We start from the raw sequence: 26,821 nt of genomic DNA on the forward strand, positions 1-26,821 counted from the left end.
ACGCGGTCGCCGGGAACCGCTCGCGGCCGGTCAGGCAACAACAGTTGTCCTGATTCATCGCCGAAAGGCCACGAAGTGAGCGCCCCGAACCCTACGGAAGGTGATGACGCCTCCCATGTCCAACGCTCCCTGCACGAACCGGAAGCCTTCGCCGAGCTGTTCCGCCGGCACGCCTCCGGCATCACCCGGTACGTCACCAGAAGGCTGGGGGCCGACGCCGCGGACGACGTGGTGGCGGAGACGTTCCTGACGGCGTTCCGGCAGCGCGGCCGTTACGACCTGTCCCGCCCGCACGCCCGTCCCTGGCTGTACGGCATCGCCACCAACCTGATGGGCCGCCACGTGCGCACCGAGGTGCACCAGCTGCGGGTGCTCGAACGCACCGGCACCGACCCGGTCACGGCCTCCTTCACCGACCGCAGCGACGACCGGGTCAGCGCCGCCGCGGCCCGCCGCCGCCTGGCCGGGGCGCTGGCGACGCTGCCCCGGGGGCACCGGGACGCGCTGCTCCTGGTCGCCTGGGCCGGGCTGACGTACCCCGAGGTCGCCGAGGCGCTGGACGTACGCGTCGGAACCGTGCGGTCGCGGATCAACCGGGCCAGGGAGAAGTTGCGCGGGGAGCTCGGCGGAGTCAACCCCATGGCCATCGTCAGCGAGGAGCCCGTCCATGAATGAGATGACCGAGCTCGAACGCCTCCGCTGCGAGGTGCCCGCGCCCGCCGCGGACGCGCTGGCCGCGCAGGAGGGCCGCTTCCTGGCCGCGCTGGCCGCGGAGGGGGACCGCGTCCCGGCCGCGCCGCGCGTTCCCCGGCGCGGCCGCTTCCTGCTCGCGGGGCTGCTGGCGGCCGCCGTGCTGGCCGCCGTGGCCGTGCTGGGGCCGGTGGTGGCCGGCCGCGACGCCCGTCCCGCCGCGTACGCCAACGCCGCCATCGACATCGAGCTGCGCGGCGACGAGTACGTGGCCACGATCAAGGACCCGTTCGCCGACCACGCCCTCTACAACGAGGCGTTCCGGGCGATGGGCCTGGACGTCGCCCTCGACCTGCGGCCCGCGTCCCCGACGGGGGTCGGCCGGGTCTTCCGGCTCGGCTTCGCCGGCACGACCGAGCGCGACCGCATCGGCGGCGCCCTCCGTCCGGAGGGCTGCACCCCCGGGCGGCCGGGCTGCGCGCTCACCGTCACCGTCTCCAAGGGGTTCGGCGGCAAGGGGACGCTCTACCTCGGCCGTCCGGCCAGGCCCGGCGAGCCGTACCAGAACAACGCCGACGCCGGCCGGAAGGGCGAGGCCCTGGAGGGGTACGTCGCCGACGGCCGCACGGTCGCCGAGGTCCTGGCCGAGACGCGCAGGCGGGGGCTGGAGGTGACGTTCCAGATCATCGAACCCGCTCCCGACGGGAACGGCTTCTCGGTGAACCCGCGCGAGCAGTCGGCGAAGGTGGGCGGCCACTGGGTGGTGTGGGCCGCCGAGCCGCAACGGCAGGGCGCGGTGCGGCTCCTGGTGTCGGAGAAGCGCGTGCCGAAGAACCCGGTGAGCGGCGAGTGACCTCGCGTCTCCTCTCACACCTCGCCGCGCTCGCCGCCATTTCCGGCGAAATGATGGCCCATGAGCGCACATAGGCAGAGGTGTCCGAACAAATGATTCGATGAGGAGATCCGCCATGGGAACCGCCCGTGGATGACGAGCGGTCGGCCAGGTTCGAGGCCGCCTACGACCGGGCCTACGGCCAGATCACCGCCTACGCCGTACGCCGGTGCGACTCGCCTCAGGACGCCGCCGACGTGGTGGCCGAGACCTTCACCGTCGCCTGGCGGCGGGTGGACGAGCTGCCGGAGGGCCCGGAGGCCACCCTCTGGCTGTACGGGGTGGCGCGCAAGGTGCTGGCCAACCACTTCCGGGGCGACAACCGCCGCAGGGAGCGCACGGCCGAGCTCGACGCCGAACTGGCCGACCGGTACGGCCACTCGCCCGACACCCAGGTCGAGCTGGACGCGATCGGCCGGGCGTTCCGCAGCCTGCCCGACGACGACCGGGAGCTGCTGTCCCTGGTCGCCTGGGAGGGGCTGGAGCGCGAGGAGATCGCGAAGGCGCTGGGGCTGTCCCGCAACGCCGTGCGCATCAGGCTGCACCGCGCCCGCAAGCGCCTGTCGCGCGCTCTGACGTCGGCGGGCGTGCACGTCACCGCAGAGAGCCGGCTGGTCCCGGCGGAGAGGCCGTTGGGGGGAGCGCTGTGAAGGACACCGTGAAGGACACCGTGAAGAAGGTCGACGAGATCGCGGCGATCAGGGCGTTGGCCCGCGTCGCGCCGGGCGAGCGGGCAGGTGAGCCGTCCGGCGCGGGGGCGCGGGCGCTGCTGGCCGCGATCACCGCCGAAGAGCCGGGGCCGGAGCCGGGCACGGCCCCACGGGTGCGGCGCGGCATCAGGCCGAGGCGGCTGGCGTTCGGGCTGGCCGCCGCGGTCGCGCTGGCCGCGGGTGTGGTGACGGTCCCGATCGTGCTGAAGGACGGCGCGCCCGCCTCGTGGGCCGTCAACCTGGACGACGGGATGGTGACGATCCAGATCCGCGACTTCGACGACGCCCCGGCGCTGGAGCGGCGGCTGAAGGAGCTGGGTGTGCCCGCGATGGTGGACCACGTCCCCACGGGCATGATGTGCCGCGAACCGCGCGGGAAGTTCGTGGAGAACATCCCGCGCGGTCTCTACAGCGTGCCGGAGAACATCCCCGGCGAGACCGAGGGCTGGCAGATGCGCATCAACAGCAAGCTGTTCGGTCCTGGCCAGACGTTCGTCTGGACCATCAGCGGCAAGACCGGCACGACCACGACGTACCTGATGGAGGGCCCGGTGTCGCCCTGCGAGCCGGTGCCCGCGCCCACGCCCAAGCACATGGAGCCGGAGTTCCGCGTCGCCACCGACAAGGGCCGCTCGCTGGAGGGCCTGCGGGTGGACGAGAAGACGGTCGGCGAGGTGCTGCCCGAGCTGCGCAGGCGCGGCAAGAAGGTGATCTTCGCCGTCATCGGCGTCCCGCCCGGCAACCCGGGAGGGTACGGCATCGACCGCACCCAGAGCACGCCCGTCGGCGACAACTGGGTGGTCTGGGAGGCGGAGGAGAACGCCAAGGGGGTGATCCAGCTGCTCGTGACGGAGCAGCGCCTGGACAAGAACCCGGTCTACGGCGGCCCCCGCGACGCGGTCATCAAGGACTGACCGGCGGTCCCGCGCGCCCCCCGGGGAGGCGCGCGGGACGGTCACCAGGCGAGCGGCCCCTTGGCGTCGAAGTAGCCGCCGGTGGGGCCGTCCGGTCCCACCTGGGCCATGCGCACGATGATCTCGGCGCCCTGCTCGACGGTCTGCAGGCCGCTGTTGCCGTTCAGGTCGGTACGGGTGAAGCCGGGTTCGACCGCGTTGATCCGCATCTGCGGGAACGCCTTGGCGTACTGGACGGTGACCATGTTGACGGCCGCCTTAGAGGCCGGGTAGGCGACGCCCGGGTAGGGATAGCCGGGCCTGCCGGGGTCGGTCATCCGGGACAGCGAGGCCAGGCCGCTGCTCACGTTGACGACGACCGGCGCGCCGGATCGCCGCAGCAGCGGCAGGAACGCGTGGAGCACGCGCACCATGCCGAACACGTTCGTCTCGAACGTGCGCCGCATCATCTCGGCGGTCACCTCCGCCGCGCCGGCCACCTCCTGGTCGTCCCCCATCTCCACCTGGATGCCGGCGTTGTTGACCAGCACGTCCAGCCCTCCGTCCGCCTCGACGGCCCGCGCCGCCGCCGCCACGGACGCGTCGTCGGTGACGTCCAGCGCCACCGCCCGCGCGCCCAGCCGCTCGGCGGCCAGCCGTCCGCGTCCGGCGTCCCGGCTCGCGACGTAGACGGTGTGTCCCGCGCCGACGAGCCGCCGCGCGGTCTCGAACCCGAGCCCCTTGTTGGCCCCTGTGATCAGTGTCGTCGTCATGGACGCGACGCTAGGAATTCGAGCGCGCTCGAAGTCAATTCGCCCTGATGGTCCCTGGCACAGGCGCACCGGCGGCCCTCACCCCGCCCCGAACCCGATGACCTTCCATGGAGCGTCGTCCGACCGTACTCGTCAGGTGTCGGCTCGGGTAACGAGCCGGCGCCGGCAGAAGACGGACCGCTTCGTCGTCACGGGCGGCGATGGCCGCCAGATACGCGCGCACCACCACATCGGCGGCCGCGTCCCGCTTCGGCATGGTGACCGGCGGCCCCTGCGCGACGGAGCAGGTGGAACAGCCCGCACCACAGCACACCAGGAGCAGGGCGGCCAGCGTCGCGAGCAGCTTTCTCGTCGTCAACCCCTCGTCCTTCCCGCTCGTACGGCCGAATGCGGGGAGAGGGCGTCGCCGATCTCCTCCGCCTGTTCCGATGCGCTGATCATGATCCATCAGATCGCCCCTCATCGCAGGGAATCGATCCGATTCGGACACCCCCGGCCCCCGCCGGAGCCGGTCGCGGTTGGCCCTTGCCGGACATCTCTGCCAAGATCACCGTGTTTCGCCCCGCCTTGACCGAGGAGCCCTGTGGACAGGAGACGTTTTCTCACCCTGACCGGTGTCGCCGGACTGGCGGCCGCCACAGTGCCCGCCGCAGTGCCCGCCGCGCCCGCCTTCGCGGCGGCCTACCCGTCCGCGGACGCCGGGCTGACCGCCGAGGCGCACGCCAAGCTGGCCGAGCTGGCTCCCTACGGCGTCACGGCGCTCGCCTTCACGCCGTCCGGCGGCTGGGTCATGGTCACGCAGGACGGGCGGTACTTCGCCCGCGGCATCCCCGACGCCTGCTTCACGGAGCTGGGGGCGCTGGTCAAGGCCGGCCGGAAGGTCAACGCCATCGCCTTCCCGCCGGAGGGCGGCGACCGCTGGGTGATCACCACCGACAAGGGCGTGTCGTCCCGCGGCCTGCCCGCGGCGTGCCTCAGCCGGATCAAGGCGTACTACACCGCCGGGCAGCAGGTCGTGGACGTGGCCTTCCCGCCCGCCGGAGGCGACCGCTGGACGGTCGTCGCGTCCGGCGCCTTCCAGGCCAACGGCGTGGACGACGAGTGCTACCAGATGATGCGCAACCTGACCCAGGGCGGCCGCCGGCTGACCCGCGTCGCCTTCCCCAAGGCGGGCGGCTGGGCCCTGGTCGCGCAGGACGAGTTCCACGCCCGCGGCATCGACGACGCCTGCTTTGCCAAGATGAAGAGCCTGGCCGGCGGCGGCTGGCAGCTGCACAACGTGGCCTTCCGGCCGGGCGGCGGCTGGGCGCTGTGCTCCCGGGGCAAGGCGCCCGCGCTGCCCGCCGACCGGGTGCGCCAGTTCGAGAACGCGGTCGGCGGCTCGACCATCTGGCAGCGGATGAGCGCGTACAAGACGCCGGGCGTGGCGGTCGCGGTGGTCGTCGGCAACAAGATCGCCTGGTCCACCGGCTACGGGCGGCTCGCCGCCGGCGGCGCCCCCGCCGCGCATCCGGAGAGCGCGTTCCAGGCCGCCTCCATCAGCAAGGCCGTGGCCGCGGTGGGCGTGCTGCGGCTGCTCCAGACGCGCAAGATCGCGCTCACCGCCGACGTCCGCCCGCATCTCGGCTGGACGCTGCCGGCCCGCTCGTGCGTGTCGCCGACGGCGGTGCCGACCGTCGAGCAGCTGCTGACGCACCGGGCCGGGGTCGTCGGGCGCGGCTCGACCTCGCCCGCCGGGGCCTGCTCCGGCTTCGACGCCGGCGGCGGCGGCTTCGCCGGGTACGGCGCCGCCGCCACGGTCCCGTCACTGCTCCAGGTCATGAACGGCGAGGGCAACTCCCCCAGGATCGAGCTGTCCACGGAGCCGGGCGCCGAGTACCACTACTCCGGCGCCGGGTACGTGCTGCTGCAGCGCATGGTGGAGGAGCTGACCGGCAGGTCGCTGGCCGACTACATGAGCCAGGAGGTGTTCGCCCCGCTGGGCATGGCGGGCAGCTCGTACGCGCTCTCCCCCGCCTTCGAGCTCGCCTCCGGCCACACCTCCACCGGGACGGTCATCCCGGGCGGCCACAACCGGTATCCCGAGTCCGCCGCCGCCGGCCTCTACACGAACGTGCTCGACCTGTGCCGCCTGGTGTCGTACCTCAACCGGGCCTGGACCGCCACCGGCGACATCGCCGGGCCGCTCACCCGCGCGTCGGTGCGCTCGCTGCTCACCGAGGGCCCGCAGCCCGGGATGGGACGCGGCCTGTTCGTCGCCGGCTCCGGCACCCAGAACTTCTCCTACACCCACGACGGCTCCAACTACGGCTTCAGATCGGTGTTCAAGGGCTATCCGGAGCTCGGCGCGGGCTACGCCGTGCTGGCCAACGGCAACGACACGGCGCTGGTCAACGAGGTCGCCGCCGCCGTCAGGTCGGTCTACGGCTGGGCGTAGGGCACGACGACTCGTGGGGTCTGAGCTGCGAGGTCGCGGGTAGGGCCCCTGGCATGGACAACGAGCGGAGAACGGCTGGGACCGTCATCGTCGTGGGGGCCGGGATGGCGGGGCTGGCCTGCGCGGTGCGGCTGCACGAGGCCGGTGTGCCGGTGCGGGTGCTGGAGGCGTCCGACGGGGTGGGCGGGCGGGTGCGCACCGACGTCGTGGACGGGTTCCGGCTGGACCGCGGCTACCAGGTGTTCAACACCGCCTACCCCGAGGCCCGCCGGCTGCTCGACCTGGACGCGCTCGACCTGCGCCCGTTCGCCTCGGGCGTGATCGTCCAGGGGACGCGGGCCAGGGCCAGGGTGATGCTGCCGTGGCGGCATCCCCGGCACGCGCTGAGCGGGCTGCTGACCGGCCTCGGCACGCCGCGCGACGACGCCGTGCTCGCCGCCCTCACGGCCCGCGACCTGGTGCTGCCGGCGTCCCGGCTGCGCGGCGGGCCCGACCGGCGCACCGACGACGAGCTGCGCGCCTGGGGCATGTCGGAGAAGATGATCGACTGCCTGATGCGTCCCTTCCTGGCCGGGGTGCTCCTGGAACGCGACCTGGAGACCTCCAGCCGGATCTTCCACCTGTTCTGGCGGTCGTTCGCGCGCGGCACCATCGCGGTGCCCGCCCTCGGCATGGGCGAGATCCCGCGCCGGCTCGCCGACCGGCTGCCACCGGGCACCGTCACGCTCGGCGCCCGCGTCACCGAGGTGAGCCCCGGCGGCGTGCGGCTCGCCGACGGCGCCACGGTCGGGGGCCGGGCCGTGGTCGTGGCCGCCGACCCGGGGGCCGCCGGCCGCCTGCTGAGCCAGATCGAGACGCCGGAGATGCGCGCGGTGACCACCTTCTACCACGCAGCGCCCCGCTCCCCCATGCGCGAGCCGATCCAGGTCGTGGACGCCACCGGGGCCGTCACCGACACCCTGGTGCTCACCGACGCGGCCCCCGGGTACTCCGCCGACGGGCGGGCGCTGGTGTCCACGTCGGTCCTGGGCCTGGCCGACGACGAACGCCCGGTACGCCGCCGCCTGACCGAGATCTACGGCGACACCTCCGGCTGGGAGCACGTGGCGACGTACCAGGTGCCGGCGGCGCTGCCGGCGATGCGGCCGCCGTACCCGCTGCGCAAGCCCGTGCGGCTGCGGGCCGGCCTGTACGTGTGCGGCGACCACCGCGACACCGGCTCCCTGCAGGGGGCGCTGGTGTCCGGCCGGCGCGCGGCCGACGCCGTGCTCGACGACCTTCGGTCGCTGCGCGCCGAAAGCCTGGCCGCCCGCGACCGGGCGGCGCTCTAGGGGCCCGCGCTCACAGCGCGCCCAGAGCGCTCCGGCGGCCCGCTCACGGGTCCCAGAGCGCTCCGGCGGCCCGCTCACGGCTCGCCCAGAGCGCTCCGGCGGCCCGCGGTCACAGCTCGCGCAGGGCCTGCATGGCCTCGCGTTCGATGCGCGCGAGGTCGTGCAGGAGGGCGCCGGCCTGTTCCAGGTACGCCGCCTCGCGCCCCTCGCCGGCCTTGGCGATCAGGGCGGCCACGTCCGTCCACAGGGCGGCGGCCTCGGCGTACAGGCGGTGGCCGGCGCGCAGGCGGTCGTCGTCGACGAATCCGGCGCACTCGCCGAGGAAGTCCCGGTAGAGGGCGCGGAACAGGCCGCCGCCGGTGCCGCCCCTCTCCATGAGGAGGGCGGCCAGCGACAGGTCACGCGCGGGCTCGGCCACGCGGTCCAGCCACTTGGGCACCAGGCGGGCGGCCTTGTCGATGCCGCGGTGGCCCAGGTTGGCGATGGGCGCGGCGAGGAACGCCTCGGCGCACGCCCTGATCGCCGGGACGGCCCGCTCCCGCCAGGCGGGCGGGCCGCCCGGCAGGGTGAGGGTGAAGGACCGGTTCCTGGCGGTCATCGGGCCGCGTTCGGACCGCGCCGCCGCCAGGCTGTCCCGGCTCGTCCGCACCGCGCCGCCCTGTTGCGCGGTGTCCACCAGGTACGCCTGCCGCTCGTCGTAGCCGTACATCGCGACGACGTGGCCGCCGAAGTGCACCTTCGAGCCGAAGTAGTCCAGGTGGTGGCTGTCGAGCTGGAGGCCGACCGGCAGGCCGCCGTCGATGCGGGCGGCCACGTTCTCCCAGGCCCTGCGGGCCGAGCCGGTCTCGGCCACGTCCAGGGTCAGCCCGAGCCTCGCGGCCAGGTTCCTGGTGAGCTCGAACGGCTTGACCCGGCCGCCCAGGAACGGGACGTCCATGCCCTTGGCGTCCCAGTAGACGAAGGACAGGCCCGAGCCGAGCCCGAACAGCATGGGCTCGGACAGGTCGAGCCCCTGGTGGCGGAGCAGCACCCCCAGCGCCGTCGTCTCGCAGTGCTCCATGCCGCGAGCCTCGATGCCTTCCACGATGGTCATGCGTCGCTCTCCTCTGGCCGGTTCGATCATCGGGCGCGGGGCCGCCGGCCGGTCCGGCCCCGTCAGGCAGCCTGCGGCCTCCCACGGGGGGAGAGTCCATCGTCCCGCTCCCGCCGCGCGGCCCGGTGGGCGGTGAGGGCGCCGGTCGCGCAGAGGGCCGCGAAGCCGAACAGCACGTACCGGGCCGAGTCGAGCATGGAGGCGCCGCCGAGGTTGACCAGGATGCCGGCGACCGCCGTGCCGAACGCGACGGACAGGCTGGTCACGGTGGCGATCGCCGCGGCCGCCCGGCCGCCTTCGGCCGGGTCCGGCGTGCCGGTCAGCACGGCCACGGACAGGTGCGGGTAGGCCAGGCCGATCCCCGCGCCGGCCGCGAACAGCACCGGCACCCAGACCAGCACCAGCCATCCCGGCGGGTCCGTACGCTGCACCAGCCCCTGGACGAGCAGACCGGCCGCGAGCAGCAGCGGGCCGGCCACCCGCAGCCGCCGCACCGCGCGCCGCCCGCTCACGGACGAGCTGCCGATCTGGGTCGCCGACCAGCCGAACGAGACGGCCGCGGCGAAGAACGCGGCCACCAGCGGCGGCAGCCCGGCCAGCCGCTGCGCGAACAGCGGCAGGAACGACTCGACCGCGACGCCGAAGGTCAGCACCCCGATCGTCAGGTAGACCCACTTCAGCGGCGAACCCGGCCGGTAGGTCTCCGCCGGGAGGACCCTGTGCTCGCTGCGCCGCTCGTGGAGGACGAACTCCACGGCCGCCGGCAGCGCCACTGCCAGGACGGCGGTCTTGGCGAGCGTGCCGGCGACCACCGCCGCCACGCTCACCGCCCCCGCGACCGCCGTCACCAGCATCGACGAGCCCACCGGCACCCGCACCCGGCCGGCACCGCCGTCGCGCGACGCGTCGCCCCGGCCGCGCAGGGCCCGCGGGACGACCAGGCCGCAGCCGGCCCCGAGCACCGCCATCGCCGCGAACGCCGGCCGCCACGCCCCGAACTGCGCGAACAGCCCGCCGAGCGCCGGTCCGGCGAAGTTGCCGACGCCGTACATGGCCGACATGAGCGCGGTGCCGCGCGCCCAGAGCCGGGCCGGCAGGGCCGACCGGACGACGGCGAACCCGAGCCCCGACAGCAGCCCGGCGCCGAGCCCCTGCACCCCGCGCGAGACCAGCAGCACCGCCATCGCCGGGCTCACCGCGCAGGCCAGCGATCCCGCGGTGAACGTGGCGAACCCGGCGAGGTAGGAGCCGACGGTCCCCCAGGCCGACAGCGACCGGGCGGTGAGCATGGTGGCGATCACCATGGCGACCAGGTAGACCGTCATGTTCCAGGCGTAGAAGCTCGCCCCGCCGAGCTCGGCCACCGCGGTCGGCAGCAGCCCGGCCGCCAGGTAGATGTTGATCGCGCCGGCGAGCACTCCCCCGGCCGGCACGACGGCGGCCCCGAGATGCTCCCGTCCCAGCAGCTCCCGCCAGGTGGCGGGGACGTCCTGCGCGCGGCTCATCCGCGTGCCTCCGCCGTGCGGGCGGGCGGGAGCGGTGGCGGGACCGGCGTCCCGTGCGCCGGCTCGGTTTCGGTTCTCATGACTTCAAGGCTGTCGTTGAACCGCTCCCGGAAGCTTCGCGCCGGGCGCGGCGGGCGGCGCTGGGCCGCCGGGCGGGCGGCCCTCAACCGCCGGTGCAGCCCCGCCGGTCAGCTGTAGGCGCGGATCGTCCGGTCGAGCCACTCCGCGTACGCCGGCACGCTGGTGTACAGACCGGGGCCCTCCGCGCAGGACGGGCTCTTGGCGCCGGGCCCCGAGGTGACCCCGATGAGCTCCCACCGGCCGTTCCTGCCCCGCTGCAACTGCGGGGAGCCGGAGTCGCCGTTGCACGCCATGGCCTTGGGCACCCGGCTGACCGTGCACAGGCGGGTGCCGCTCGCGTATCCGGGCCCGCACTCGGACGGAGCGCCTCGGCGCGTGTCGAGCTGGTTGAGCCGCGGGGACATCTTCCAGTCGGCCGGGTCGGGCTTGGACTCGGTGACGCCGAAGCCGATGATCCGGGTCGGAGTGCCGGGCCGTCCCGGCCGCGCGGCGATCGGCACGGGCTTCTGGGTGACCGGACGGTCCAGGCGGACCAGGGCGATGTCGTTCCTGTTGGGCGTGTTCTGGGAGTAGCGGGGATGGAGCACGGCCTGGGCGATCTCGCGCACCTCACCGCCGGACTTGCGCAGGTCGCTGCCGACCCGGACGGTTCCCTTCGGAATCGACCCGACCTCCATGTCCAGGCAGTGGGCCGCGGTCACCACCCACTGCGGCGCGATGAGCGCCGCCCCGCACACGCCGTCCGTCAGCCCCAGGGCCGGGGCCTTGATCGGGATCGAGGCCATGAACGGGTACGCCTCCGTGGCCTTCCCGCCGTTGACGATCGCTCCGGCGCCGCCGGCGGTGACGGCGAGACAGGCGGCGCCCGCCACGGCGACGACGGCGGAACGGCCCAGGACACGACCCAGCGATTTACGACTAAACAACGGATTTATCCATTTCAGTGCGTGATTACGATGAAAACACGCTATCTGCGAAGAATTCGCCCGCATCAGTACGCCAGCACGCCAACCCGTGGTAGGGACAACCCCCCTCCCGACGGGCTGTGGTTTTCCGCAGCAGGACTGGGCGGAGCACCGCATTCCGCCTTACGGCCGATCTTCCTAACGTTGACCGCATGATGCAGACGATGATGAACGTGCTGGTGGCGGCGACGATGGCGGCGGGCGGCCCGGGCGCCGGAGTGGGCAAGGAGCTGGCCGGGATCGTGGCGGGACAGGGCGCGACGGCGGCCCTCGCCCGGGTCACCGACGAGCGCGGCACCTGGACGGGCTCGGCGGGCGTCCGCGACGTCGAGCGCGGCGGACGCCCCTCGCCGGGCGGCTACTTCCGGATCGGCAGCGTGACCAAGACCTTCGTCGCCACCGTGGTGCTCCAGCTCGTGGACGAGGGGAAGCTGAAGCTGGACGACCCGATCGGCGACCACCTGCCCGGCCTGGTCCCCGGCGGCGACCGGATCACGGTCCGCGCCCTCCTCGACCACACCAGCCACCTGTACGACTACATGAGCGAGCCCGGCTACTCCACCAACCGCTGGCGCGGCGAGGCCCGCTTCCGCTCCTACCGGCCGGGCGAGCTGCTCAAGGTGGCCTTCGCCAAGAAGCTCCCCGACGACGGCAAGTGGCACTACTCCAACACCAACTACGTGGTGCTCGGCCTGCTGGTGGAGAAGCTGACCGGCCGCACGTACGGCGAGGAGGTCGCCCGCCGGATCCTGCGCCCGCTGGGCCTGCGCCACACGCTGGTCCCCGGCGACCGGGCGGGCCTGCCGTCCCCCCACGCCAAGGGGTACGAGCCGATGCCCGGCCTCGTGGACGCCACCCGGATGAACCCCTCGCTGGACTGGGCCGCGGGAGAGATGATCTCGACCGCCGCGGACCTGGAGCGGTTCATGTCCGCGCTGCTGGGCGGCAGGCTCACCAGCGCCGCGTCCCTGAAGGCCATGCGCACGACCGTCGAGACGGGCGCCGGGTTCCGCTACGGCCTCGGGCTGCAGGCGTACGCGCTGCCGTGCGGCACGGTGTGGGGGCACAGCGGGGAGCTGATCGGCTACCTGACGTTCGCGTTCCGCTCGGACTCGGGCAAGTCGCTGACCCTGTCGCTCAACCCCTCGACCAGGAACCCGTCCACGGCGGAGATCATGGGCATGGCCGTCAAGGTATTCTGCGGGACCGCGGGCTGAGCAGGCCCCGAGACCACGAGGAGGATCCGTGACGACTCCGACGGACGGCCCGACGGGCGAGCCGCCGCTCGCGGGCGCCTTCCAGCTCCCGGACGGCTCCTGGATCCGCGGCCGGGGCCTGCGCCACCCGCTGCCGGACGGCCCGGCGCCCGGCTTCGGCCTCTACCTGGGGTCGGCGCGGCTCACCCGCCGCCACGAGGACGGGCTGCGCTGGCCGCACGCGTGGATCGAGTGGCCCGACTTCCTGCTGCCCCGCGACCGCGACGCGGCCGTGGAGCGGATCGGCGACCTGCACCGGCGGGCGCGGGCGGGCGAGGCGGTCGAGGTGGCGTGCGGGGGCGGCGTGGGCCGCACCGGCACGGTCGTCGCCTGCCTGGCCGTCCTGGCCGGTCTCGACCCGGCCGACGCCGTCGCCTGGACGCGCGAGCACCACCATCCCCGGGCGGTCGAGACGCCGTGGCAGCGCCGCTGGATCCTGCGCTTCCCGGGCCCGGCGCGGCGCTAGGCCGGTCCGCGTGCCCCTTCGCCGGTCCGGGCCTCGGTGAGCAGGCCCTCTTCGAGGACCACGTCGAGCTGGAGCTCGCGGTATCCGGCGTCCTCGAACAGGACCGTCAGGCGGTCCTCGCCGCGCTGGATGACCTGGCCGGGCCCCCACGCGCGGTGTTCCACCCGGGCGTGCAGCGGGAAGGGGCCGCTCTCCGGGGACGCCTGCCCGGCGGTCCCGGCGCGGCAGGTGTCGCAGTTGCCGCAGTTGCCGGCGAGCTCCTCGCCGAAGTAGCCGAGCAGGAAACGCCGGCGGCAGTCGGTGGTCTCGGCGTAGCGGCGCATCATCTCCAGGCGGCTGCGGTCGACGTCCCGGCGGCGCTCGGCCAGCTCCCTGGCACGGCTCGCCGCCGCCCGGGGGTCGAGGCCGGGCACGGGATCGACCTTGCGGGTGCCGAGGCGTACCGCGCCGGCTCTCTCCAGCAGGTCCAGCAGCGCCGTGAGGCGTCGCGCCGACAGTCCGGCGCGTTCGGCCAGGCCCTTGCGGTCGCTGCCGGGGCCGGACTCGGCGACCGCCTCGGCGACCCGGGCCAGCCGTTCCTCGTCGGGCGTCCCGCCGGTGAAGAACCGCTGCAGCCCCAGGTCCTCGGGCCGGTAGAACAGCAGGGCGTCGGCCGGCTCGCCGTCCCGGCCCGCCCGGCCGATCTCCTGGTAGTACGCGTCCGGCGAACCGGGGATCTCGGCGTGCAGGACGAAACGCACGTCCGGTTTGTCGATGCCCATGCCGAAGGCGTTGGTCGCGACCACGACGTCCAGGTCACCGGCCATGAACCGGTCGTGCACCGCGTCCCGTTCGGCCCGGCGCAGCCCGGCGTGGTAGGCGGCGGCCCGTACGCCGGCCTCGGCCAGCAGGCCGCTCAGCCGTCCGGTCTGCCTGCGCGAGCTCGTGTAGACGATGCCGGGCTTCTTCGCCGCCGCGACGGTCGTGACGATGTCGCCGGCGGGGTCGTCGAGCGCCCGGCGCACCTCCAGCGAGATGTTGGGCCGGTCGAACCCCTGGACGATCTCCACCGGCGTCCGCATGCCCAGCCGCTCGGCGATCTCCGCCCGTACCGGCGGGGCGGCGGTCGCCGTCAGCGCCGCGACGACCGGACGGCCGAGCGCGTCGGCCACCGCGCCGAGCCGCAGGTAGTCGGGGCGGAAGTCGTGCCCCCAGGCCGAGACGCAGTGGGCCTCGTCCACCACCATGAGGGAGGGGGCCGCGGCGGCCAGCTCGCGCAGGACGTCGGGACGGGCGAGCTGCTCGGGCGCGCAGAACAGGAACTCCGTCTCACCCGCCCGCAGCGCCTGGAACGTCTCCGCCCGCTCGGCGGCCCGCGTTCCCGCGTCCAGGCTGACGGCCTCCTCGTCGCGGTCGCGCAGGGCCTCGACCTGGTCGCGCTGCAGGGCGATGAGCGGCGAGACCACCAGGGTCGGGCCGCGCAGCAGCAACGCCGGCACCTGATAGATCGCCGACTTGCCGCTCCCGGTGGGCATCACCACCAGCGTGTCCCTGCCCTCGGCCAGGGCCGTCATCGCCCGGAGCTGGCCGGGCCGCAGGTCGGTCAGGCCGAGCGCCTGCCTGGCCACCCGCTCGCATTCCGCCGCCGTGTCGCCCATCCGGTCCTCTCTGGTCGGGAAGACCGTTCCTCCTGCCCCGCCGGCCGACCGGCATGTCAGCCGACGGCCGTGATCCGGGTCATGGCCGGTTTCCGGCGTTCCGTCCCGGGCACCGGACTTCGCATGCGCAACCTCATGAAAGGCGCCGCGGGCGGCGCCGTGGCCACCGCGGCGATGAGCGCGGTGATGCTCGCCGGCAGCCGGGCGGGCCTGATGGAGGACCAGCCGCCGAAACGCATCGCGCGGGCGTTGCTGCCCGGCCACCGGCACCGCCCCAAACCGGGCGAGGGGGTCGTGGGGGCGCTGGCCCACCTGGGGTTCGGCGTCACCGCCGGAGCCCTGTACGGCCTGCTCACCCGCGGGCGCCGCACCCCGTCCGCGCTGGGCGTCGGGTACGCGCTGACGATCTGGATCGCCAGTTACGAGGGCTGGATCCCGAGCCTGGACATCCTGCCGCCGGTCTCCCGCGACCGGCCCGGCCGTCCCGCGGTGATGGCCCTCGGGCACGTGGTCTACGGATCGGCCCTCGCGGCGACCCTGAACCGGCTCAACGCCCGTACGGACCCCCGATGAGCGGGCGCGGCCGTCAGCGTGGCGGGAGCCGCAACTCGAAGACGACGCGGTCGAGGCCGGGGCCGTCGTAGTCCGGGACGGGCCCGGTGACCGTGAAGCCCATCGCGGCGTGGAAGGCGATGGACGCGGTGTTGACCGGGGAGGTGATCGCCCTGACCCGGTCGCGTCCGTCGGCCGTGGCGAGCGCGAAGAAGCGCCGGTAGAGGCGGCGGGCCAGGCCGCCGCCGCGCAGGCGTGGCGCGACGCCGACGAAGTGCACGTAGGCGAGGCCGGGCGTCGAGGGCGACAGGATCCCGACGAGGAACCCGGCCAGGCCGTCGTCGTCCTCGGCCACCAGGCTGGTGCGGTGGAAGTGGTCGAGGAACAGGCGCGGCAGCCCGGCGCTGATCGGCCGTCCCCACCAGTCGTCCAGCACGGCGACGATGCGGCCGTGGTCATCGGGCTCGGCGGGCCGCAGGCGCGGCTTCCCGGGGTCGTTCTGGTCCATGATCACATATCGTCCCGGCAGGACCGCGCGGCTGTCCAGCCGCCGGGGGTGAGCGTTGACGTCGGTTTCCGGGCTGCATGGCGCGGGGCTCCCGCCGAAGGGTGACGATCACAGGTCCGACCTCCCATCTGCTTCAGGCATACATCTCGCACGGATGTCTGTCCACGGCCGTCCGCACCTCCGATGTCTCCTCCGGGCCGAGTTAGTAAAGTTTCCTAAAGTTGGAGCGTTCCAAGATCGACAACTTGTTGACGGGTGTGACTCCCTGTGGGAACACGATGAAAAGCCGCTCACCCCCCAGGAGCCACCCGATGAACTCGTGGAAGCCCCGGTTATGCGTCCTCGCGCTGGTCGCGGGCGCGCTGGCCGTGCCCGCCGGCCCCGCCGACGCCGCCCCCACCAGGTACGAGGCCGAGAACGCGACGCTCTCGCAGGGAGCCGTCGAGTCCAACCACACCGGCTACTCCGGCAGCGGCTTCGTGAACGGCGACAACGTCGCCGGCTCCTACACGGAGTGGACCGTCAACGCGCCCGGCGCCGGGACCGCCACGCTGGCCCTGCGCTACGCCAACGGCACCACCGGCGACCGGCCCGCCGACCTCGCCGTCAACGGCTCGGTCGTGGCCGCCTCCCGCGCCTTCGCCCCCACCGCGAACTGGGACACCTGGGCCACGGTCACGCTGACCGCCCAGGTCAAGGCGGGCCCCAACACGATCAGGGCCACCGCCGCCACCGCCGGAGGCAACCCCAACTGGGACTACCTCGACGCCGACGTCCAGGTCAGCGGCTTCACCGACTACCAGGCCGAGACCGCCACGATCGCGCGGGGCGTCGTGGAGTCCAACCACGCCGGCTACACCGGCTCCGGCTTCGTCAACTACGACAACGCGACCGGCTCGTACGTCGAGTTCCAGGTCAGCGCGGCGGCCACCGGCCCGCAGAGCCTGACCTTCCGCTACGCCAACGGCACCACGATCGACCGGCCGCTGAGCATCTCGGTGAACGGCGCCGCCAGCACCCGCTCCTTCCCCGGCACCGGCGCGTGGACCACCTGGAACGAGGTCACGCTCAACGCCGCCCTGAACGCGGGCGCCAACACCGTACGGGCCACCGCGACCACCGCGGACGGCGGCCCCAACCTCGACCGGCTGCGCGTCAGCGGACCGGCCGACACCCAGAAGCCGACCGCGCCCGGCCAGCCGGTGTGCGGCGAGATCACCCACAACAGCCTGAAGCTGGACTGGCCGCCCGCCACGGACGACATCGGCGTCGTGGCCTACGACATCTACCAGCAGGGCCAGCTCATCGCCACCGCCCCCGCGCCGCCGGCCACGCTGACCGGGCTGACCCCCGACTTCGGCTACCAGTTGTCGGTGTTCGCCCGGGACGCCTCCGGCAACGTCTCGCTGAGCAGCCCCGAGGCCGCCTGCCGCACGCTGCCCGCGCCGCCGGACGACCCGCCCTCGCCGCCCGGCACGCCCGCGGTCAGCGGCGTCCAGCCCACGTCGGCGACCGTCACCTGGGCCGCCTCCACCGACGACGGCGGCGTGCGCGCCTACCTGGTCCGCGACCACGCCTCCGGCGCCGTGCTGGCCACCGTCACCGGCGCACCGCCCGCCACCAGCACGAGCGTGCCGCTGGAGTGCGCGCGCACCTACCAGCTCGACGTCGTCGCCCGCGACACCGCCGGCCAGCTCTCCGCGCCGAGCGCGGCGTCGGCCGCGTTCACCACGGGCGGGTGCGGGACCGTGCCCCAGACGCCGACCTCCGTCGCGGGCGGCTGGGACGTGCCCTGGGACGCCTCCTGGACGCCGGACGGCTCGTTCGCGCTGGTCACCGAGCGGGACACGTTCAAGGTGTTCAAGGTGACACCGTCGGGCACGAAGACGCAGGTCGGGACCGTGCCGAACGTGCAGACCACCGACGGCGAGGGCGGCCTGATGGGCCTGGACCTCTCCCCCACCTGGAACGGCACGACCGACCAGGAGGTGTTCTTCATGCACACCGCCGCCGAGGGCAACCGCATCGCGAAGATGAACTTCAACGGCAGCACGCTCAGCGGCTACACCACGATCCTCCAGGGCATCGACAAGAACCGGTACCACAACGGCGGCCGCATCCGCTTCGGCCCCGACGGCTACCTGTACGCCACCACCGGCGACGCCCAGCAGTCGGCCAACGCGCCCAACCTGAACTCGCTCAACGGCAAGATCCTGCGCCTGACCAGGACCGGCGCCGCCGCGCCCGGCAACCCGTTCGGCACCCGCGTCTACAGCTACGGCCACCGCAACCCGCAGGGCCTGGCGTGGGACTCCGCGGGCCGGCTGTGGTCGTCGGAGCTGGGCAACTCCGCGCGCGACGAGCTCAACCTGATCCAGCCCGGCAAGAACTACGGCTGGCCCACCTGCGAGGGCACCTGCACCGCCTCCGGCATGACCAACCCCAAGTACACCTGGGGCGTCGCCGAGGCCTCGCCGAGCGGCATCGCGATCGTCGGCAACACGGTCTTCATGGCGGCGCTGCGCGGGCAGCGGCTGTGGCGCATCGTCCTGAACGGCGAGAACGTCTCGACGGTCAACTCCTACTTCAACGGCACGTACGGCAGGCTGCGCGTGGTCGAGAAGGTGCCGGGCGCCGCCGCCATCTGGTTCGGCTCGACCAACTCCGACAACAACGGCGACGGCAGCGCCGACACGATCCGCCGCTCCGCCATCCAATAGCCCCCCGAGGAGTGACCGTGCTCGCAACCCGCTTACGCACCCTCGTCCCGGTCGCCGCCGCGTGCCTGGCCGTCTCCGCGCTCGTGGCGCTGCCCGCGCGCGCGGCGACCGTGCGCTACGAGGCCGAGAACGCCACCAACGTCCAGGGCGCCGTCGAGGCGAACCACGCCGGGTTCTCCGGCACCGGCTTCGTCAACAGCGTCAACGCGGCCGGCCCGTACACGGAGTGGACCGTGGACGCCCCGGCGGCCGGCACCGCCACCCTGGCCATCAGGTACGCCAACGGCACCGGCTCGGCCCGTGTCGCCGACGTCTCCGTCAACGGCACGGTCGTGTCCGCCGGGCGTTCGTTCGGCGCGACCGCGAACTGGGACACCTGGGCGACCTCCACCCTCACCGCCGCCCTGAACCGGGGCGACAACAAGATCCGGGTCACCGCCGCGTCCGCGGGCGGCAACCCCAACTGGAGGCCACGACCGCCGACGCCCCGGCCACCGAGTACCAGGCCGAGGCCGCGACGCTGACGGGGGCGAGCGTGGCCACCAACCACACCGGCTACACCGGCGCCGGGTTCGTCGACTACGTCAACGCCCCCGGCGGCTCGATCGAGTGGTCGGTCAACGTCGCCGAGGCCGGCAGCCACACGCTGACCTTCCGCTACGCCAACGGCACCGCCGCCGGCCGCCCGATGGACGTCGCCGTCAACGGCGTCACCGCGGTGACCGGCCTGGCCTTCCCCGGCACCGGCGGCTGGGACACCTGGGCCGACGTCCGCGCCACGGTGACGCTGAACGCCGGCGTCAACACCGTCCGCGCGACCGGGACCGGCGCCGAGGGCGGCCCGAACGTGGACAGGTTGTCGGTCAGCGGCGCCGGCGGCGCCGACGGCCAGGCGCCCACCGTGCCGGCGAGCCCGCGGGTGACCGGCGTCTCGGCCACCGGCATCTCCCTGGCCTGGACGGACTCCACCGACAACGTGGGCGTCACCGGCTACCGCGTCTACGAGGGCACGACCGTGGTGGCGACCTCGCCCACCGCGAGCGCCACGGTGGCGGGGCTGGCCGCCGGGTCCGCCCACACGTACACGATCACGGCGGTGGACGCGGCGGGCAACGAGTCCGGGCACAGCGCCGCGGTCACCGGCACCACGACCGGCGGCGCCGGCGGGCCCACCGCCGACCAGCTCCTCGCCAAGGTCACCACGTGCGCCCAGATCTCCAACGGCAAGTACAAGACCGACTCCGACGTCTCCTCCGCGACCGTCGCGGTGTGCGGCAAGACCGGCGGCGTGTTCTGGAAGGGCGACCTGGACATCGACTGCGACGGCGTCCGGACCGCGCAGTGCAACGAGAGCACCGACTGCTGCTTCCAGGCCGAGACGTTCTGCCACACCACCTCGGACACGCCGCTCAACGCGGCGCAGCTCCCCTACGTGGTGGTGCCGAGCCCCAGCTCGATCTGGGACTACCGGACCAAGGGCATCGGCTGCGGGACGGTGGTGGCGGTCATCTACAACGGCCAGGTCGAGTACGCGGTCACGGGCGACACGGGCCCGTCGGGGATCATCGGCGAGGCCTCCTACCGCACCGCCGCCGACCTCGGCATCAACCCCGACCCGAGCAACGGCGGCACCGACTCCGGCGTCACGTACATCGCGTTCACCGGCTCCGGGACGAAGGTGGCCGCCATCGAGAACCACGACCAGGCCGTGACGCTGGGCCGGACCCTCGCCCAGCGGTTCATCGACCAGAACTGACCAACCCCGCCATGCCCCGATTTGTCCTGGATAAAACAGCAGGTAGCTGGACAGGACAGGGGTTATGGCAAGATCTGCGCTGGTCGTCATCGACATGCTGAACCCGTACGAGCACCAGGACGCCGAGCTGCTCGCCCGGCAGGTGGAGCCGATCGTCGAGCCGCTCGCGGACCTGGTGGCGCGGGCCCGCGAGCGGGACGACGTCGAATTGGTCTACGTCAACGACAACTACGGCGACTTCGCCGCCGACCGGCGGGAGATCGAGGAGCGGGCGATGAAGGGCCGGCGGCCGGACCTGGTGCAGCCGGTCCTGCCGCCGCCGGGATGCGCGTTCCTGCCCAAGGTGCGGCACAGCGCGTTCTTCGGCACGTCGCTGGAGTACCTGCTGTCGCACAGCGGGGTCGAGCGGGTCGTCCTGGCCGGGCAGGTGACGGAGCAGTGCGTGTTGTACAGCGCGCTGGACGCGTACGTGCGGCACTACGAGCTGACCGTGCCGCCCGACTGCGTGGCGGCCATCCACCACGATCTCGGGCAGGCGGCGCTGAACATGATGGAACGCAACATGTCCGCCCGGCTCACCCCGTCCGGCGACTGCTTCACCCGATGAGCTCGGCCGTGCGGTCGGCGACGAGGTGCGGCTGCTCGGCCTGGACCAGATGGCCCGAGAGGACGTCCTCGTGGCGTCCGTCGGGCAGGCTGTCGGCGTAGCGGCGCTGGTGCTCGCGGTTGGCGGCGTGCCGGCGCTCCCGCCCTCGGGCGGCGCGGGTCACCGACAACACGATCGTCGGGCAGCGCGGCAGCCGAGGGGGCCGCGCCCGGAACTCCGGGATGGCGGCGGCCACGGCCCGGATCTCCTGGCGCGTCCGGGCGACCCCGGCGGGGGTGAAGTCCTCGGCGAGCATGGTCCGGTAGGTGTCGGCGGGGAACAGCCGCCGGACGTTCCCGCTGAACAGCCGCGCCGCCGGACGGAACCGGCTGAGCGCCTGCGTCACCGCCATCACGCGGTCGACCTGCGCGGCGGTCCGGTCCCAGGTGTCGTACACCGGCGAGGTCTCCGGCAGGACGTCGGCCAGCAGCAGCCCGCGCAGCCGGGGCCCCAGCAGCTCGGCGGCACGGCGCGCGACCAGCCCGCCCATGCTGTGCGCGACCAGCACGAACTCCCCCGGCACGACGGCCTCGGTCATCGCGACCAGGTCGGCCGCCAGGTCGTCGATGCCGAGCGGCCCAGTGGCGGGGCCGCTGCGCCCGCGCCCGGCCCGGTCGTAGGTCACCAGCCGCGCCCTGCTCGCCAGCAGCGGCGTCACCGCGTCCCAGCAGGTGCGCCCGCAGCCCCCGCCGGCCTCGAACACCACCGGTAAGGGGCCTTCACCGGTCTCCTCGACATAGACGTGCCGGCCGTTCACCGGCACCGTCCGCCCCGGCACGTCCCGCATGCCGCCTCCTCCGCTCCGCGAACCGAACGTTTTCATTTTGGATAACGGTATCTCATATGAAATCGTTAGGCCATGGACCCTGTCGAGCAGCTGCTGCACCCCGTACGGCTGCGCATCGTGCACGCCGTGGCGGCCGCGGGCACGATGACGATCGCGCAGCTCTGCGCCCGCATGCCCGAGGTTCCCAAGATCACCGTCTATCGCCAGGTCGCGCACCTGACCGAGGGCGGGTTCCTGGAGGTCGAGGGCGAGCAGCGCGTACGCGGGGCCACCGAGCGCCGCTACCGGCTGCGCCAGGACCGTCCCGCGATCGACGCGGGGGCCGCCGCGTCGATGTCGCTCGACGACCACCGCAGGGGGTTCGCCGCCGCCATGGCCGTCCTGATCGCCGAGTTCGACGCCTACCTGCGCCGCGAGGGCGCCGATCCGGTCGCCGACTCGGTCTCCTACCGGCAGGGCACCGTGTGGCTCAGCCCCGGCGAGCTCGCCGCGATGCTGACCGACCTGCTGGCGGTGCTGGGCGACCGGCTGGGCAACGCCCCTGCCCCCGGCCGCGCCCCCTACCTGCTCAGCGCGATCCTGTTCCCCTCCGGCGAGCCGCCCGCGCACGGAACCGGCCGGTAGCCCGAGGTCGTCCCCATCCTGGGCAGGCGCGGCACGCCCCTCGGAGGGGTTTCGCGGAATTTCCGGCCGAATGTCGTATCAGGGTGCTTAGGATTTGCTCACTGACGGGTGAGCGGCCGCATGCACACTCCGCTCGTTCGCGGCGAGGGCCGGTACCGACCAACGGGACGAATCAGGCGGTGACCATGGGCGAGTCCTTCGGGCTGCACGTGCCGATCGGTACGAACCTGGCTCACCTGCGGGGCCTGGTCAGCGCTTTCGCCCTGGAGGCGGGGCTCGACAGGCAGCGGGTGGAACGGCTGGTGCTGGCGGTCAGCGAGGCGGCCGGCAACGTCCTGGAACACGCCCAGGCGCCCGGCACGGTGAGCGCCCGCAGCGACGAGGACGGCGTGACGGTGCACGTGATCGACGAGCGCGGCACCCTGACGCACGCCCACCTCGACCGCGTCCCGGCCTGGCCGCCGCAGCGCGGCATGGGGCTGTGGATGATGCAGCGCGTGTGCGACCGGGTGACGCTCGACCACCCGGACGGCCGCTCCCGGCTGGAGCTGTTCATCCGCCGCGCCCCCGCGGACCTGGACGGGCAGCCGTGAAGGCGGGGCCCGCCTGGTGATCGTGGAGGACTCGGGGCACACCGGGAGCGGCGCCTTCCGCGACGAGATCCTGAAGGCTCTGGACGGCTTCGCCGATCAGCCCGGAACGAACCGGACGAACGGGATGCGGCTGCCCACCTCGCGGTAGTCGTCCACGCCGCCGTCGACGGCGAAGCCCATGATCCGGCAGAGCCGGCGGGCGGCGGCCGGGTGGCGGGGGGCGTACCGGGCCATGATGTCCGCGCCCTCGCCGGGCTCCAGCGGCACCGCCGTGGCGCGGCAGCGGTGGCCGCCGACCTGCAGGCTCACCTGCGGGGTGGCCATGACGTTGCGGTACCAGTCGGCCTTGGGGCCGAAGCCGGAGGCGGCCACGTAGCCCTGCCCGTCGCGCTGGACGACCTCGATGACGGCCCGGCGGGGCAGGCCCGAGACGCGTCCGGTGTGGGTGAGCAGCATGACGCGGCCGCCGAGCAGCGGCCCGAGGCCGAGACGGTACAGCAGGATGGGCAGCCGCCACAGCCGGCGGCGCAGCCCGGTCGGCGGGTCCGGTCTGCTGACGATCTCCATGGCCGGTCTCCTTCCGTGGTGGGTGGCGGGCCCTGGACGGCCCGGTCGAGGACGGTCTCCGTCAGCCGGGCGGCGACGCGGCCGACTCGCCCGCCTCCAGCAGGTCCTCCACCGCCGACAGCGCCGCGCCGACGGGGAGGGCGGGGTCGATCATGTGGTGCAGCATCAGCCCGTCGATCGCGGCGGTGACGAGCGTGGCGACGCCGTCGAGGCGGTCGGCCGGCCAGCCGGGGCGCAGGCGGCCGAGGCGGGCGGCGATGCGGCCGCGGGCCCGGCGGAGCTCGTCGCGCAGCACGGCGCCCAGGGCCGGATCGCGGGTGGCGCCCACGATCAGCTCGGCGGCCAGCCGGGTCGTCGGCCCGTCGGCCGCCGCCTGGGCCGGCAGGCCGCGCAGCAGGGCCAGCGCGGCGCGCTCGTCGCCGGCGGCCAGCAGCTCGGTGACCAGCGGGCCGACGACGAGGTCGGTGGCGCGGCGGAAGATCGCCTCACGCAGGCCGGGCAGCCCGCCGAAGTGGTAGTGGATCAGGCCGGGGTTGGTGCCGGCCCGCTCGGCCACGGCCCGGGTGGTGACGCCGGGCCACCCGTGCTCGCCCAGCAGCGCGACCCCGGTCTCCACCAGTTGCTCACGACGGCGGTCGCCGCGCGCCGAATTTGGCCGATCGGCCAAGTTGGTCATGCGGCCAAGTTAGCATGGGGAAAATCGCGTGCGCCACGGCGGCGGCCGGTGTTGCATGTCCGGATGATCGACGAACCGCTGGACCGCCTCCGCGCCGCCGCACGACGTACCCGCGAACTGGCCCTGGACCGGGGGGCCACCGGCGTGGGCCACGAGGACGCCGACGACGACGCCGGCACCATCGGCACCGACGGCGCCCTCGGCTTCGACCCGTTCCCCCTGCTCGAAGCCCTGCACCGGCATCGCGTCCGGGCCGTGGTGATCGGGCAGGTCGCCGGCATCATGCACGGCTCCGCCGAGCTGACCGGCGACCTTGACCTGCTCTGGGACGGCCGCCCCGCCCACGCCCCGGCCCTGGCCGCCGCCTTCGCCTCCGTCGGCGCCCGGCTCGCCGACGAGACGGGCGGCCCGCTGCCCCTGCACCCGGACTCCCTGCTGCGCCCGAAGACGCAGTTCGCCTCGCCGGGGGCCGGCGGCGACTGCTGCACCCCGGCGCTCCCCTGGGGCGGGCTTCGGGTCGGCGAGTGCCTGGACCGCGCGCTGACCGCGACCGGCCCCGGCGGCCTGGAGGTCCACTACGTCTCCCGGGAGGACCTGATCCGGATGCGCCGCGCCCTGGGCCGGCCGAAGGACCTGCGCCGGGCGGCCGAACTGGAGGCGTGACCTGCGGCGCCCCGGCGAAAATGAGTCGTCGGGGCGCGCGGCGTTCGAGTAGGTTCGCCGTTCATGACCCCTACTCTGCGCACCGAACGGCTGCTGCTGGAGCCGTACGTCCCCGCCGACGAGGACGCGTTCGTCGCCATGTTCCAGGATCCACGGGTCACGCGCTGGATGGGGGACGGCACCGCCACCGAGGCCGAGGACCGCGCGCTGTTCGGCCGCATCTTCAGCAAGGTCTACGCCCAGGACCTGTTCGCCGTCTGGGCCGTACGCCGGGACGGCGAGCTGGTCGGGCACGCCGAGATCAAGCCGACCGACACCGTGTCGGGCCACGAGCTCATCTACGCGCTGGTTCCCGCGGTGTGGGGGGCGGGCCTGGGCCGGGAGCTGGCCGAGGCGATCGTCGGCCACGGCTTCGACGCCCTCGGCCTGACCGAGGTGCACGCCACCGTCGCGCCGGACAACCTCGCCTCGCTGGCCGTGCTGCGCAAGCTCGGCTTCGAGCACGTGCGCGACATCACCGAGGACGACGGCGGCACCACCCGCGTGCTGACCCGCCGCCGTCCGCCGGTCACTCCACCGCGCCCGTCCGCGTGAGCAGGTCCTGGTACCAGGCGTCGTAGGGATGGTTGGTGGCCGGGTAGTTCGCCGGCGGATCGGTCGTCTGGCCCGCCGAGTCGAAGTCCCAGCCGCGGACGAGCCGGCCCGCCCGCCGCGCGTCGGTGATGAACGACGACTGCCCGGCGGGCGCGGCGTAGAACAGCGCGTCCTGCCGCAGCTCCGCGCTGTCGCCCTGCTGGAACTCGGCGAAGGCGACCTGGCGGTGGCGGATGCGGTCCCCGGTGAACGCGTCGGTGTCCACCCGCAGGGTCCGCGACGGGGTCGGGCCGTCGGCGCCGGTCCACACGTGCACGCGGGGCGCGCCGCCGTAGGAGGTGGTCTTGTCGTGGCGGGCGTCGGAGGTCCTGGCGTTGCCGCTCCACGTGACGCTCGCCGCGCCGGCGTCGAGTGTGCCGGACCACTCCCAGTTCTGGCTGTTGCTCTGGCTGCGGTGGATCTCCCGGAGCCGGGTCCCGTTCGCGTCGGTGAAGCGGATCGTCGGCAGCACGCCGTTGTCGTACTGGCGACTGGCGGACCAGGTGATCTCGCCGGCGGCGTCCAGGCGTCCCACGCGGTACCAGAGCGTGGTGGCGTTCTGCGACTGGTGGACCTCGACCAGGTCGCCGTTGTCGTTGAGGGCGACGGCGGGGGTGACGCCGCTGTCGTACCTGCCGTGGCGCAGCCAGGTCACCCGGCCGTCGGCGCCGTACGCGCCGGTCCAGTACCACAGCGCTCCGGCGCCCGAGTCGTGCACCTCCACGACCTGGCCGCGGGCGTTGGCCGCGACGGCCGGGTTCGAGCCGAGGTCGCGCTTGTACAGCGTGCGGGTCGTGCCGTCGCCGGAGATCACCGGGAGCACGCGGCCGCGCAGCGCGTCCACGGTGGGCGGGGCGGCCGGGTAGTCCTCGGCCCGCAGCAGCCGCGGCCCGAAGGCGGCGACGAGCTCGTCGTTCAGCGCGGCCGGGTTGCCCGCGGCATAGGACGGGTTGTCGGTCAGGTCGTCCTTGAGGTCGAGGGCGACGACGATCGGCGCGGCCGCGGGATGGGCCGCCGACCAGCCGGCGATCACCGCGAGCCAGTCGCCGAGGAGGTTGGAGGCCGGGTTGCCCGCGTGGTCCACCTCGTCGCCGGGGGCGTCGTGGCCGACGGAGTAGTCGCGGGCGGTGGCGTACCCGTTGTCGTGCACGTCGAGCTCGACGAAGCGGACGCCGTGGTCGAGCTGGTAGGCGATCGAGTTCCTCGCGCCGGCGATGTTGCCCGAGTAGCTGTTGTGCGTGGCGCGGAAGACCGCCGAGGGTAACGGCACGTCCGCCGCCGCCTCGGCCGATCCGCCCGCCGTCAGGACCGAGGCCGCGGCGGCGAGGGCTGACAGGACGGCTCTCGAACGGGGCATGCGCTGATCC

Annotated in this window: 28 protein-coding genes; 17 read left to right on the top strand and 11 right to left on the bottom strand. The window is 73.8% G+C overall.

Annotation, left to right across the window (positions count from 1 at the left end):
- Positions 1 to 75: 75 nt before the first annotated feature.
- The 4 genes from ACWEJ6_RS35805 (at position 76) to ACWEJ6_RS35820 (ending at position 3,206) form a co-directional block, all read left to right on the top strand.
- Complete coding sequence (locus tag ACWEJ6_RS35805; RefSeq protein ID WP_397209892.1) at positions 76 to 675, top strand: RNA polymerase sigma factor; 600 nt, start codon at positions 76 to 78, stop codon at positions 673 to 675.
- Positions 668 to 1,543, top strand: a complete 876-nt coding sequence (locus ACWEJ6_RS35810) for a hypothetical protein (protein WP_452429539.1) — start codon at positions 668 to 670, stop codon at positions 1,541 to 1,543. The genes ACWEJ6_RS35805 and ACWEJ6_RS35810 overlap by 8 nt, the downstream gene beginning before the upstream one ends.
- Before the next feature lie 128 nt (positions 1,544 to 1,671).
- Positions 1,672 to 2,232 (top strand): RNA polymerase sigma factor, encoded by a 561-nt coding sequence (locus tag ACWEJ6_RS35815; RefSeq protein WP_397163979.1) that lies wholly within the window; start codon positions 1,672 to 1,674, stop codon positions 2,230 to 2,232.
- On the top strand, positions 2,229 to 3,206 hold the full coding sequence (locus tag ACWEJ6_RS35820; RefSeq protein ID WP_452429541.1) for a hypothetical protein: 978 nt from the start codon (positions 2,229 to 2,231) through the stop codon (positions 3,204 to 3,206). The genes ACWEJ6_RS35815 and ACWEJ6_RS35820 overlap by 4 nt, the downstream gene beginning before the upstream one ends.
- Before the next feature lie 41 nt (positions 3,207 to 3,247).
- Here the strand turns inward: ACWEJ6_RS35820 and ACWEJ6_RS35825 are convergent, their stop codons facing one another.
- Together ACWEJ6_RS35825 and ACWEJ6_RS35830 are read right to left on the bottom strand one after the other, a co-directional pair.
- Positions 3,248 to 3,958 carry an SDR family NAD(P)-dependent oxidoreductase gene (locus ACWEJ6_RS35825; RefSeq protein WP_452429543.1) on the bottom strand — a complete coding sequence of 237 codons (711 nt, stop codon included), beginning with the start codon at positions 3,956 to 3,958 and terminating at the stop codon, positions 3,248 to 3,250.
- A 34-nt stretch (positions 3,959 to 3,992) separates the two neighbouring features.
- On the bottom strand, positions 3,993 to 4,316 hold the full coding sequence (locus tag ACWEJ6_RS35830) for a hypothetical protein (protein ID WP_452429545.1): 324 nt from the start codon (positions 4,314 to 4,316) through the stop codon (positions 3,993 to 3,995).
- 225 nt (positions 4,317 to 4,541) lie between these two features.
- On the opposite strand from ACWEJ6_RS35830, the gene ACWEJ6_RS35835 reads away from it, so the two are divergent.
- Both ACWEJ6_RS35835 and ACWEJ6_RS35840 read left to right on the top strand, forming a co-directional pair.
- Positions 4,542 to 6,395: a serine hydrolase domain-containing protein gene (locus ACWEJ6_RS35835; RefSeq protein WP_387670215.1), complete on the top strand. Its 1,854-nt coding sequence runs from the start codon at positions 4,542 to 4,544 to the stop codon at positions 6,393 to 6,395.
- Between the two features lie 53 nt (positions 6,396 to 6,448).
- Complete coding sequence (locus tag ACWEJ6_RS35840) at positions 6,449 to 7,726, top strand: NAD(P)/FAD-dependent oxidoreductase (protein ID WP_387670217.1); 1,278 nt, start codon at positions 6,449 to 6,451, stop codon at positions 7,724 to 7,726.
- Between the two features lie 109 nt (positions 7,727 to 7,835).
- Here ACWEJ6_RS35840 and ACWEJ6_RS35845 read toward each other — a convergent pair whose 3' ends face one another.
- The 3 genes from ACWEJ6_RS35845 to ACWEJ6_RS35855 all read right to left on the bottom strand — a co-directional run bounded on the left by ACWEJ6_RS35845 (position 7,836) and on the right by ACWEJ6_RS35855 (position 11,331).
- Positions 7,836 to 8,819: a BtrH N-terminal domain-containing protein gene (locus ACWEJ6_RS35845; protein ID WP_387670219.1), complete on the bottom strand. Its 984-nt coding sequence runs from the start codon at positions 8,817 to 8,819 to the stop codon at positions 7,836 to 7,838.
- Positions 8,820 to 8,881: 62 nt separating this feature from the next.
- Complete coding sequence (locus ACWEJ6_RS35850; RefSeq protein WP_452429548.1) at positions 8,882 to 10,324, bottom strand: MFS transporter; 1,443 nt, start codon at positions 10,322 to 10,324, stop codon at positions 8,882 to 8,884.
- A 188-nt stretch (positions 10,325 to 10,512) separates the two neighbouring features.
- Positions 10,513 to 11,331, bottom strand: a complete 819-nt coding sequence (locus ACWEJ6_RS35855) for a S1 family peptidase (protein ID WP_387670223.1) — start codon at positions 11,329 to 11,331, stop codon at positions 10,513 to 10,515.
- Between the two features lie 191 nt (positions 11,332 to 11,522).
- On the opposite strand from ACWEJ6_RS35855, the gene ACWEJ6_RS35860 reads away from it, so the two are divergent.
- Both ACWEJ6_RS35860 and ACWEJ6_RS35865 read left to right on the top strand, forming a co-directional pair.
- Positions 11,523 to 12,587, top strand: coding sequence for a serine hydrolase domain-containing protein (locus ACWEJ6_RS35860; RefSeq protein ID WP_452429551.1), 1,065 nt, complete (start codon positions 11,523 to 11,525; stop codon positions 12,585 to 12,587).
- A 28-nt stretch (positions 12,588 to 12,615) separates the two neighbouring features.
- The gene (locus ACWEJ6_RS35865) at positions 12,616 to 13,092 is read left to right on the top strand and encodes a protein-tyrosine phosphatase family protein (protein WP_452429553.1); all 477 of its coding nucleotides are present in this window, start codon (positions 12,616 to 12,618) and stop codon (positions 13,090 to 13,092) included.
- Here ACWEJ6_RS35865 and ACWEJ6_RS35870 read toward each other — a convergent pair.
- A complete protein-coding gene (locus tag ACWEJ6_RS35870) occupies positions 13,089 to 14,729 on the bottom strand; it encodes a RecQ family ATP-dependent DNA helicase (RefSeq protein WP_452429555.1) in 1,641 nt (546 codons plus the stop codon). The genes ACWEJ6_RS35865 and ACWEJ6_RS35870 overlap by 4 nt on opposite strands.
- Before the next feature lie 123 nt (positions 14,730 to 14,852).
- On the opposite strand from ACWEJ6_RS35870, the gene ACWEJ6_RS35875 reads away from it, so the two are divergent.
- A complete protein-coding gene (locus ACWEJ6_RS35875; protein WP_452429557.1) occupies positions 14,853 to 15,302 on the top strand; it encodes a DUF6789 family protein in 450 nt (149 codons plus the stop codon).
- Between the two features lie 13 nt (positions 15,303 to 15,315).
- Here ACWEJ6_RS35875 and ACWEJ6_RS35880 read toward each other — a convergent pair whose 3' ends face one another.
- Positions 15,316 to 15,789 (bottom strand): N-acetyltransferase family protein, encoded by a 474-nt coding sequence (locus ACWEJ6_RS35880; protein WP_452429559.1) that lies wholly within the window; start codon positions 15,787 to 15,789, stop codon positions 15,316 to 15,318.
- Between the two features lie 311 nt (positions 15,790 to 16,100).
- Here ACWEJ6_RS35880 and ACWEJ6_RS35885 point away from each other — a divergent pair, with 311 nt between their 5' ends.
- The 4 genes from ACWEJ6_RS35885 to ACWEJ6_RS35900 all read left to right on the top strand — a co-directional run bounded on the left by ACWEJ6_RS35885 (position 16,101) and on the right by ACWEJ6_RS35900 (position 20,872).
- Complete coding sequence (locus tag ACWEJ6_RS35885; protein WP_452429561.1) at positions 16,101 to 18,509, top strand: PQQ-dependent sugar dehydrogenase; 2,409 nt, start codon at positions 16,101 to 16,103, stop codon at positions 18,507 to 18,509.
- Between the two features lie 17 nt (positions 18,510 to 18,526).
- Positions 18,527 to 19,033 (top strand): CBM35 domain-containing protein, encoded by a 507-nt coding sequence (locus ACWEJ6_RS35890; RefSeq protein ID WP_452429563.1) that lies wholly within the window; start codon positions 18,527 to 18,529, stop codon positions 19,031 to 19,033.
- A gap of 11 nt (positions 19,034 to 19,044) precedes the next feature.
- On the top strand, positions 19,045 to 20,265 hold the full coding sequence (locus ACWEJ6_RS35895; RefSeq protein ID WP_452429565.1) for a glycoside hydrolase family 75 protein: 1,221 nt from the start codon (positions 19,045 to 19,047) through the stop codon (positions 20,263 to 20,265).
- Positions 20,266 to 20,329: 64 nt separating this feature from the next.
- Positions 20,330 to 20,872 (top strand): cysteine hydrolase family protein, encoded by a 543-nt coding sequence (locus ACWEJ6_RS35900; RefSeq protein WP_387670239.1) that lies wholly within the window; start codon positions 20,330 to 20,332, stop codon positions 20,870 to 20,872.
- On the opposite strand, the gene ACWEJ6_RS35905 is transcribed toward ACWEJ6_RS35900, so the two are convergent.
- On the bottom strand, positions 20,862 to 21,698 hold the full coding sequence (locus tag ACWEJ6_RS35905) for an alpha/beta fold hydrolase (protein WP_452429568.1): 837 nt from the start codon (positions 21,696 to 21,698) through the stop codon (positions 20,862 to 20,864). The genes ACWEJ6_RS35900 and ACWEJ6_RS35905 overlap by 11 nt on opposite strands.
- Before the next feature lie 72 nt (positions 21,699 to 21,770).
- On the opposite strand from ACWEJ6_RS35905, the gene ACWEJ6_RS35910 reads away from it, so the two are divergent.
- Together ACWEJ6_RS35910 and ACWEJ6_RS35915 are read left to right on the top strand one after the other, a co-directional pair.
- A complete protein-coding gene (locus ACWEJ6_RS35910) occupies positions 21,771 to 22,322 on the top strand; it encodes a helix-turn-helix domain-containing protein (protein ID WP_387670243.1) in 552 nt (183 codons plus the stop codon).
- A gap of 185 nt (positions 22,323 to 22,507) precedes the next feature.
- Entirely contained in the window at positions 22,508 to 22,915 is a 408-nt protein-coding gene (locus tag ACWEJ6_RS35915; protein ID WP_387670245.1) for an ATP-binding protein, read from the top strand.
- Between the two features lie 96 nt (positions 22,916 to 23,011).
- Here the strand turns inward: ACWEJ6_RS35915 and ACWEJ6_RS35920 are convergent, their stop codons facing one another.
- Together ACWEJ6_RS35920 and ACWEJ6_RS35925 are read right to left on the bottom strand one after the other, a co-directional pair.
- The gene (locus ACWEJ6_RS35920) at positions 23,012 to 23,482 is read right to left on the bottom strand and encodes a nitroreductase family deazaflavin-dependent oxidoreductase (RefSeq protein ID WP_452429570.1); all 471 of its coding nucleotides are present in this window, start codon (positions 23,480 to 23,482) and stop codon (positions 23,012 to 23,014) included.
- 61 nt (positions 23,483 to 23,543) lie between these two features.
- Complete coding sequence (locus ACWEJ6_RS35925; protein WP_452429572.1) at positions 23,544 to 24,158, bottom strand: TetR/AcrR family transcriptional regulator; 615 nt, start codon at positions 24,156 to 24,158, stop codon at positions 23,544 to 23,546.
- A 63-nt stretch (positions 24,159 to 24,221) separates the two neighbouring features.
- Between ACWEJ6_RS35925 and ACWEJ6_RS35930 the strand changes: the two genes are divergently transcribed.
- A complete protein-coding gene (locus ACWEJ6_RS35930) occupies positions 24,222 to 24,821 on the top strand; it encodes a hypothetical protein (RefSeq protein ID WP_387670251.1) in 600 nt (199 codons plus the stop codon).
- Positions 24,822 to 24,884: 63 nt separating this feature from the next.
- Complete coding sequence (locus tag ACWEJ6_RS35935) at positions 24,885 to 25,415, top strand: GNAT family N-acetyltransferase (RefSeq protein ID WP_358293562.1); 531 nt, start codon at positions 24,885 to 24,887, stop codon at positions 25,413 to 25,415.
- On the opposite strand, the gene ACWEJ6_RS35940 is transcribed toward ACWEJ6_RS35935, so the two are convergent.
- Positions 25,390 to 26,811 carry a hypothetical protein gene (locus ACWEJ6_RS35940; protein WP_452429575.1) on the bottom strand — a complete coding sequence of 474 codons (1,422 nt, stop codon included), beginning with the start codon at positions 26,809 to 26,811 and terminating at the stop codon, positions 25,390 to 25,392. The genes ACWEJ6_RS35935 and ACWEJ6_RS35940 overlap by 26 nt on opposite strands.
- Positions 26,812 to 26,821: the final 10 nt, after the last annotated feature.

The sequence above is a fragment of the Nonomuraea sp. NPDC004702 genome, assembly GCF_053601695.1.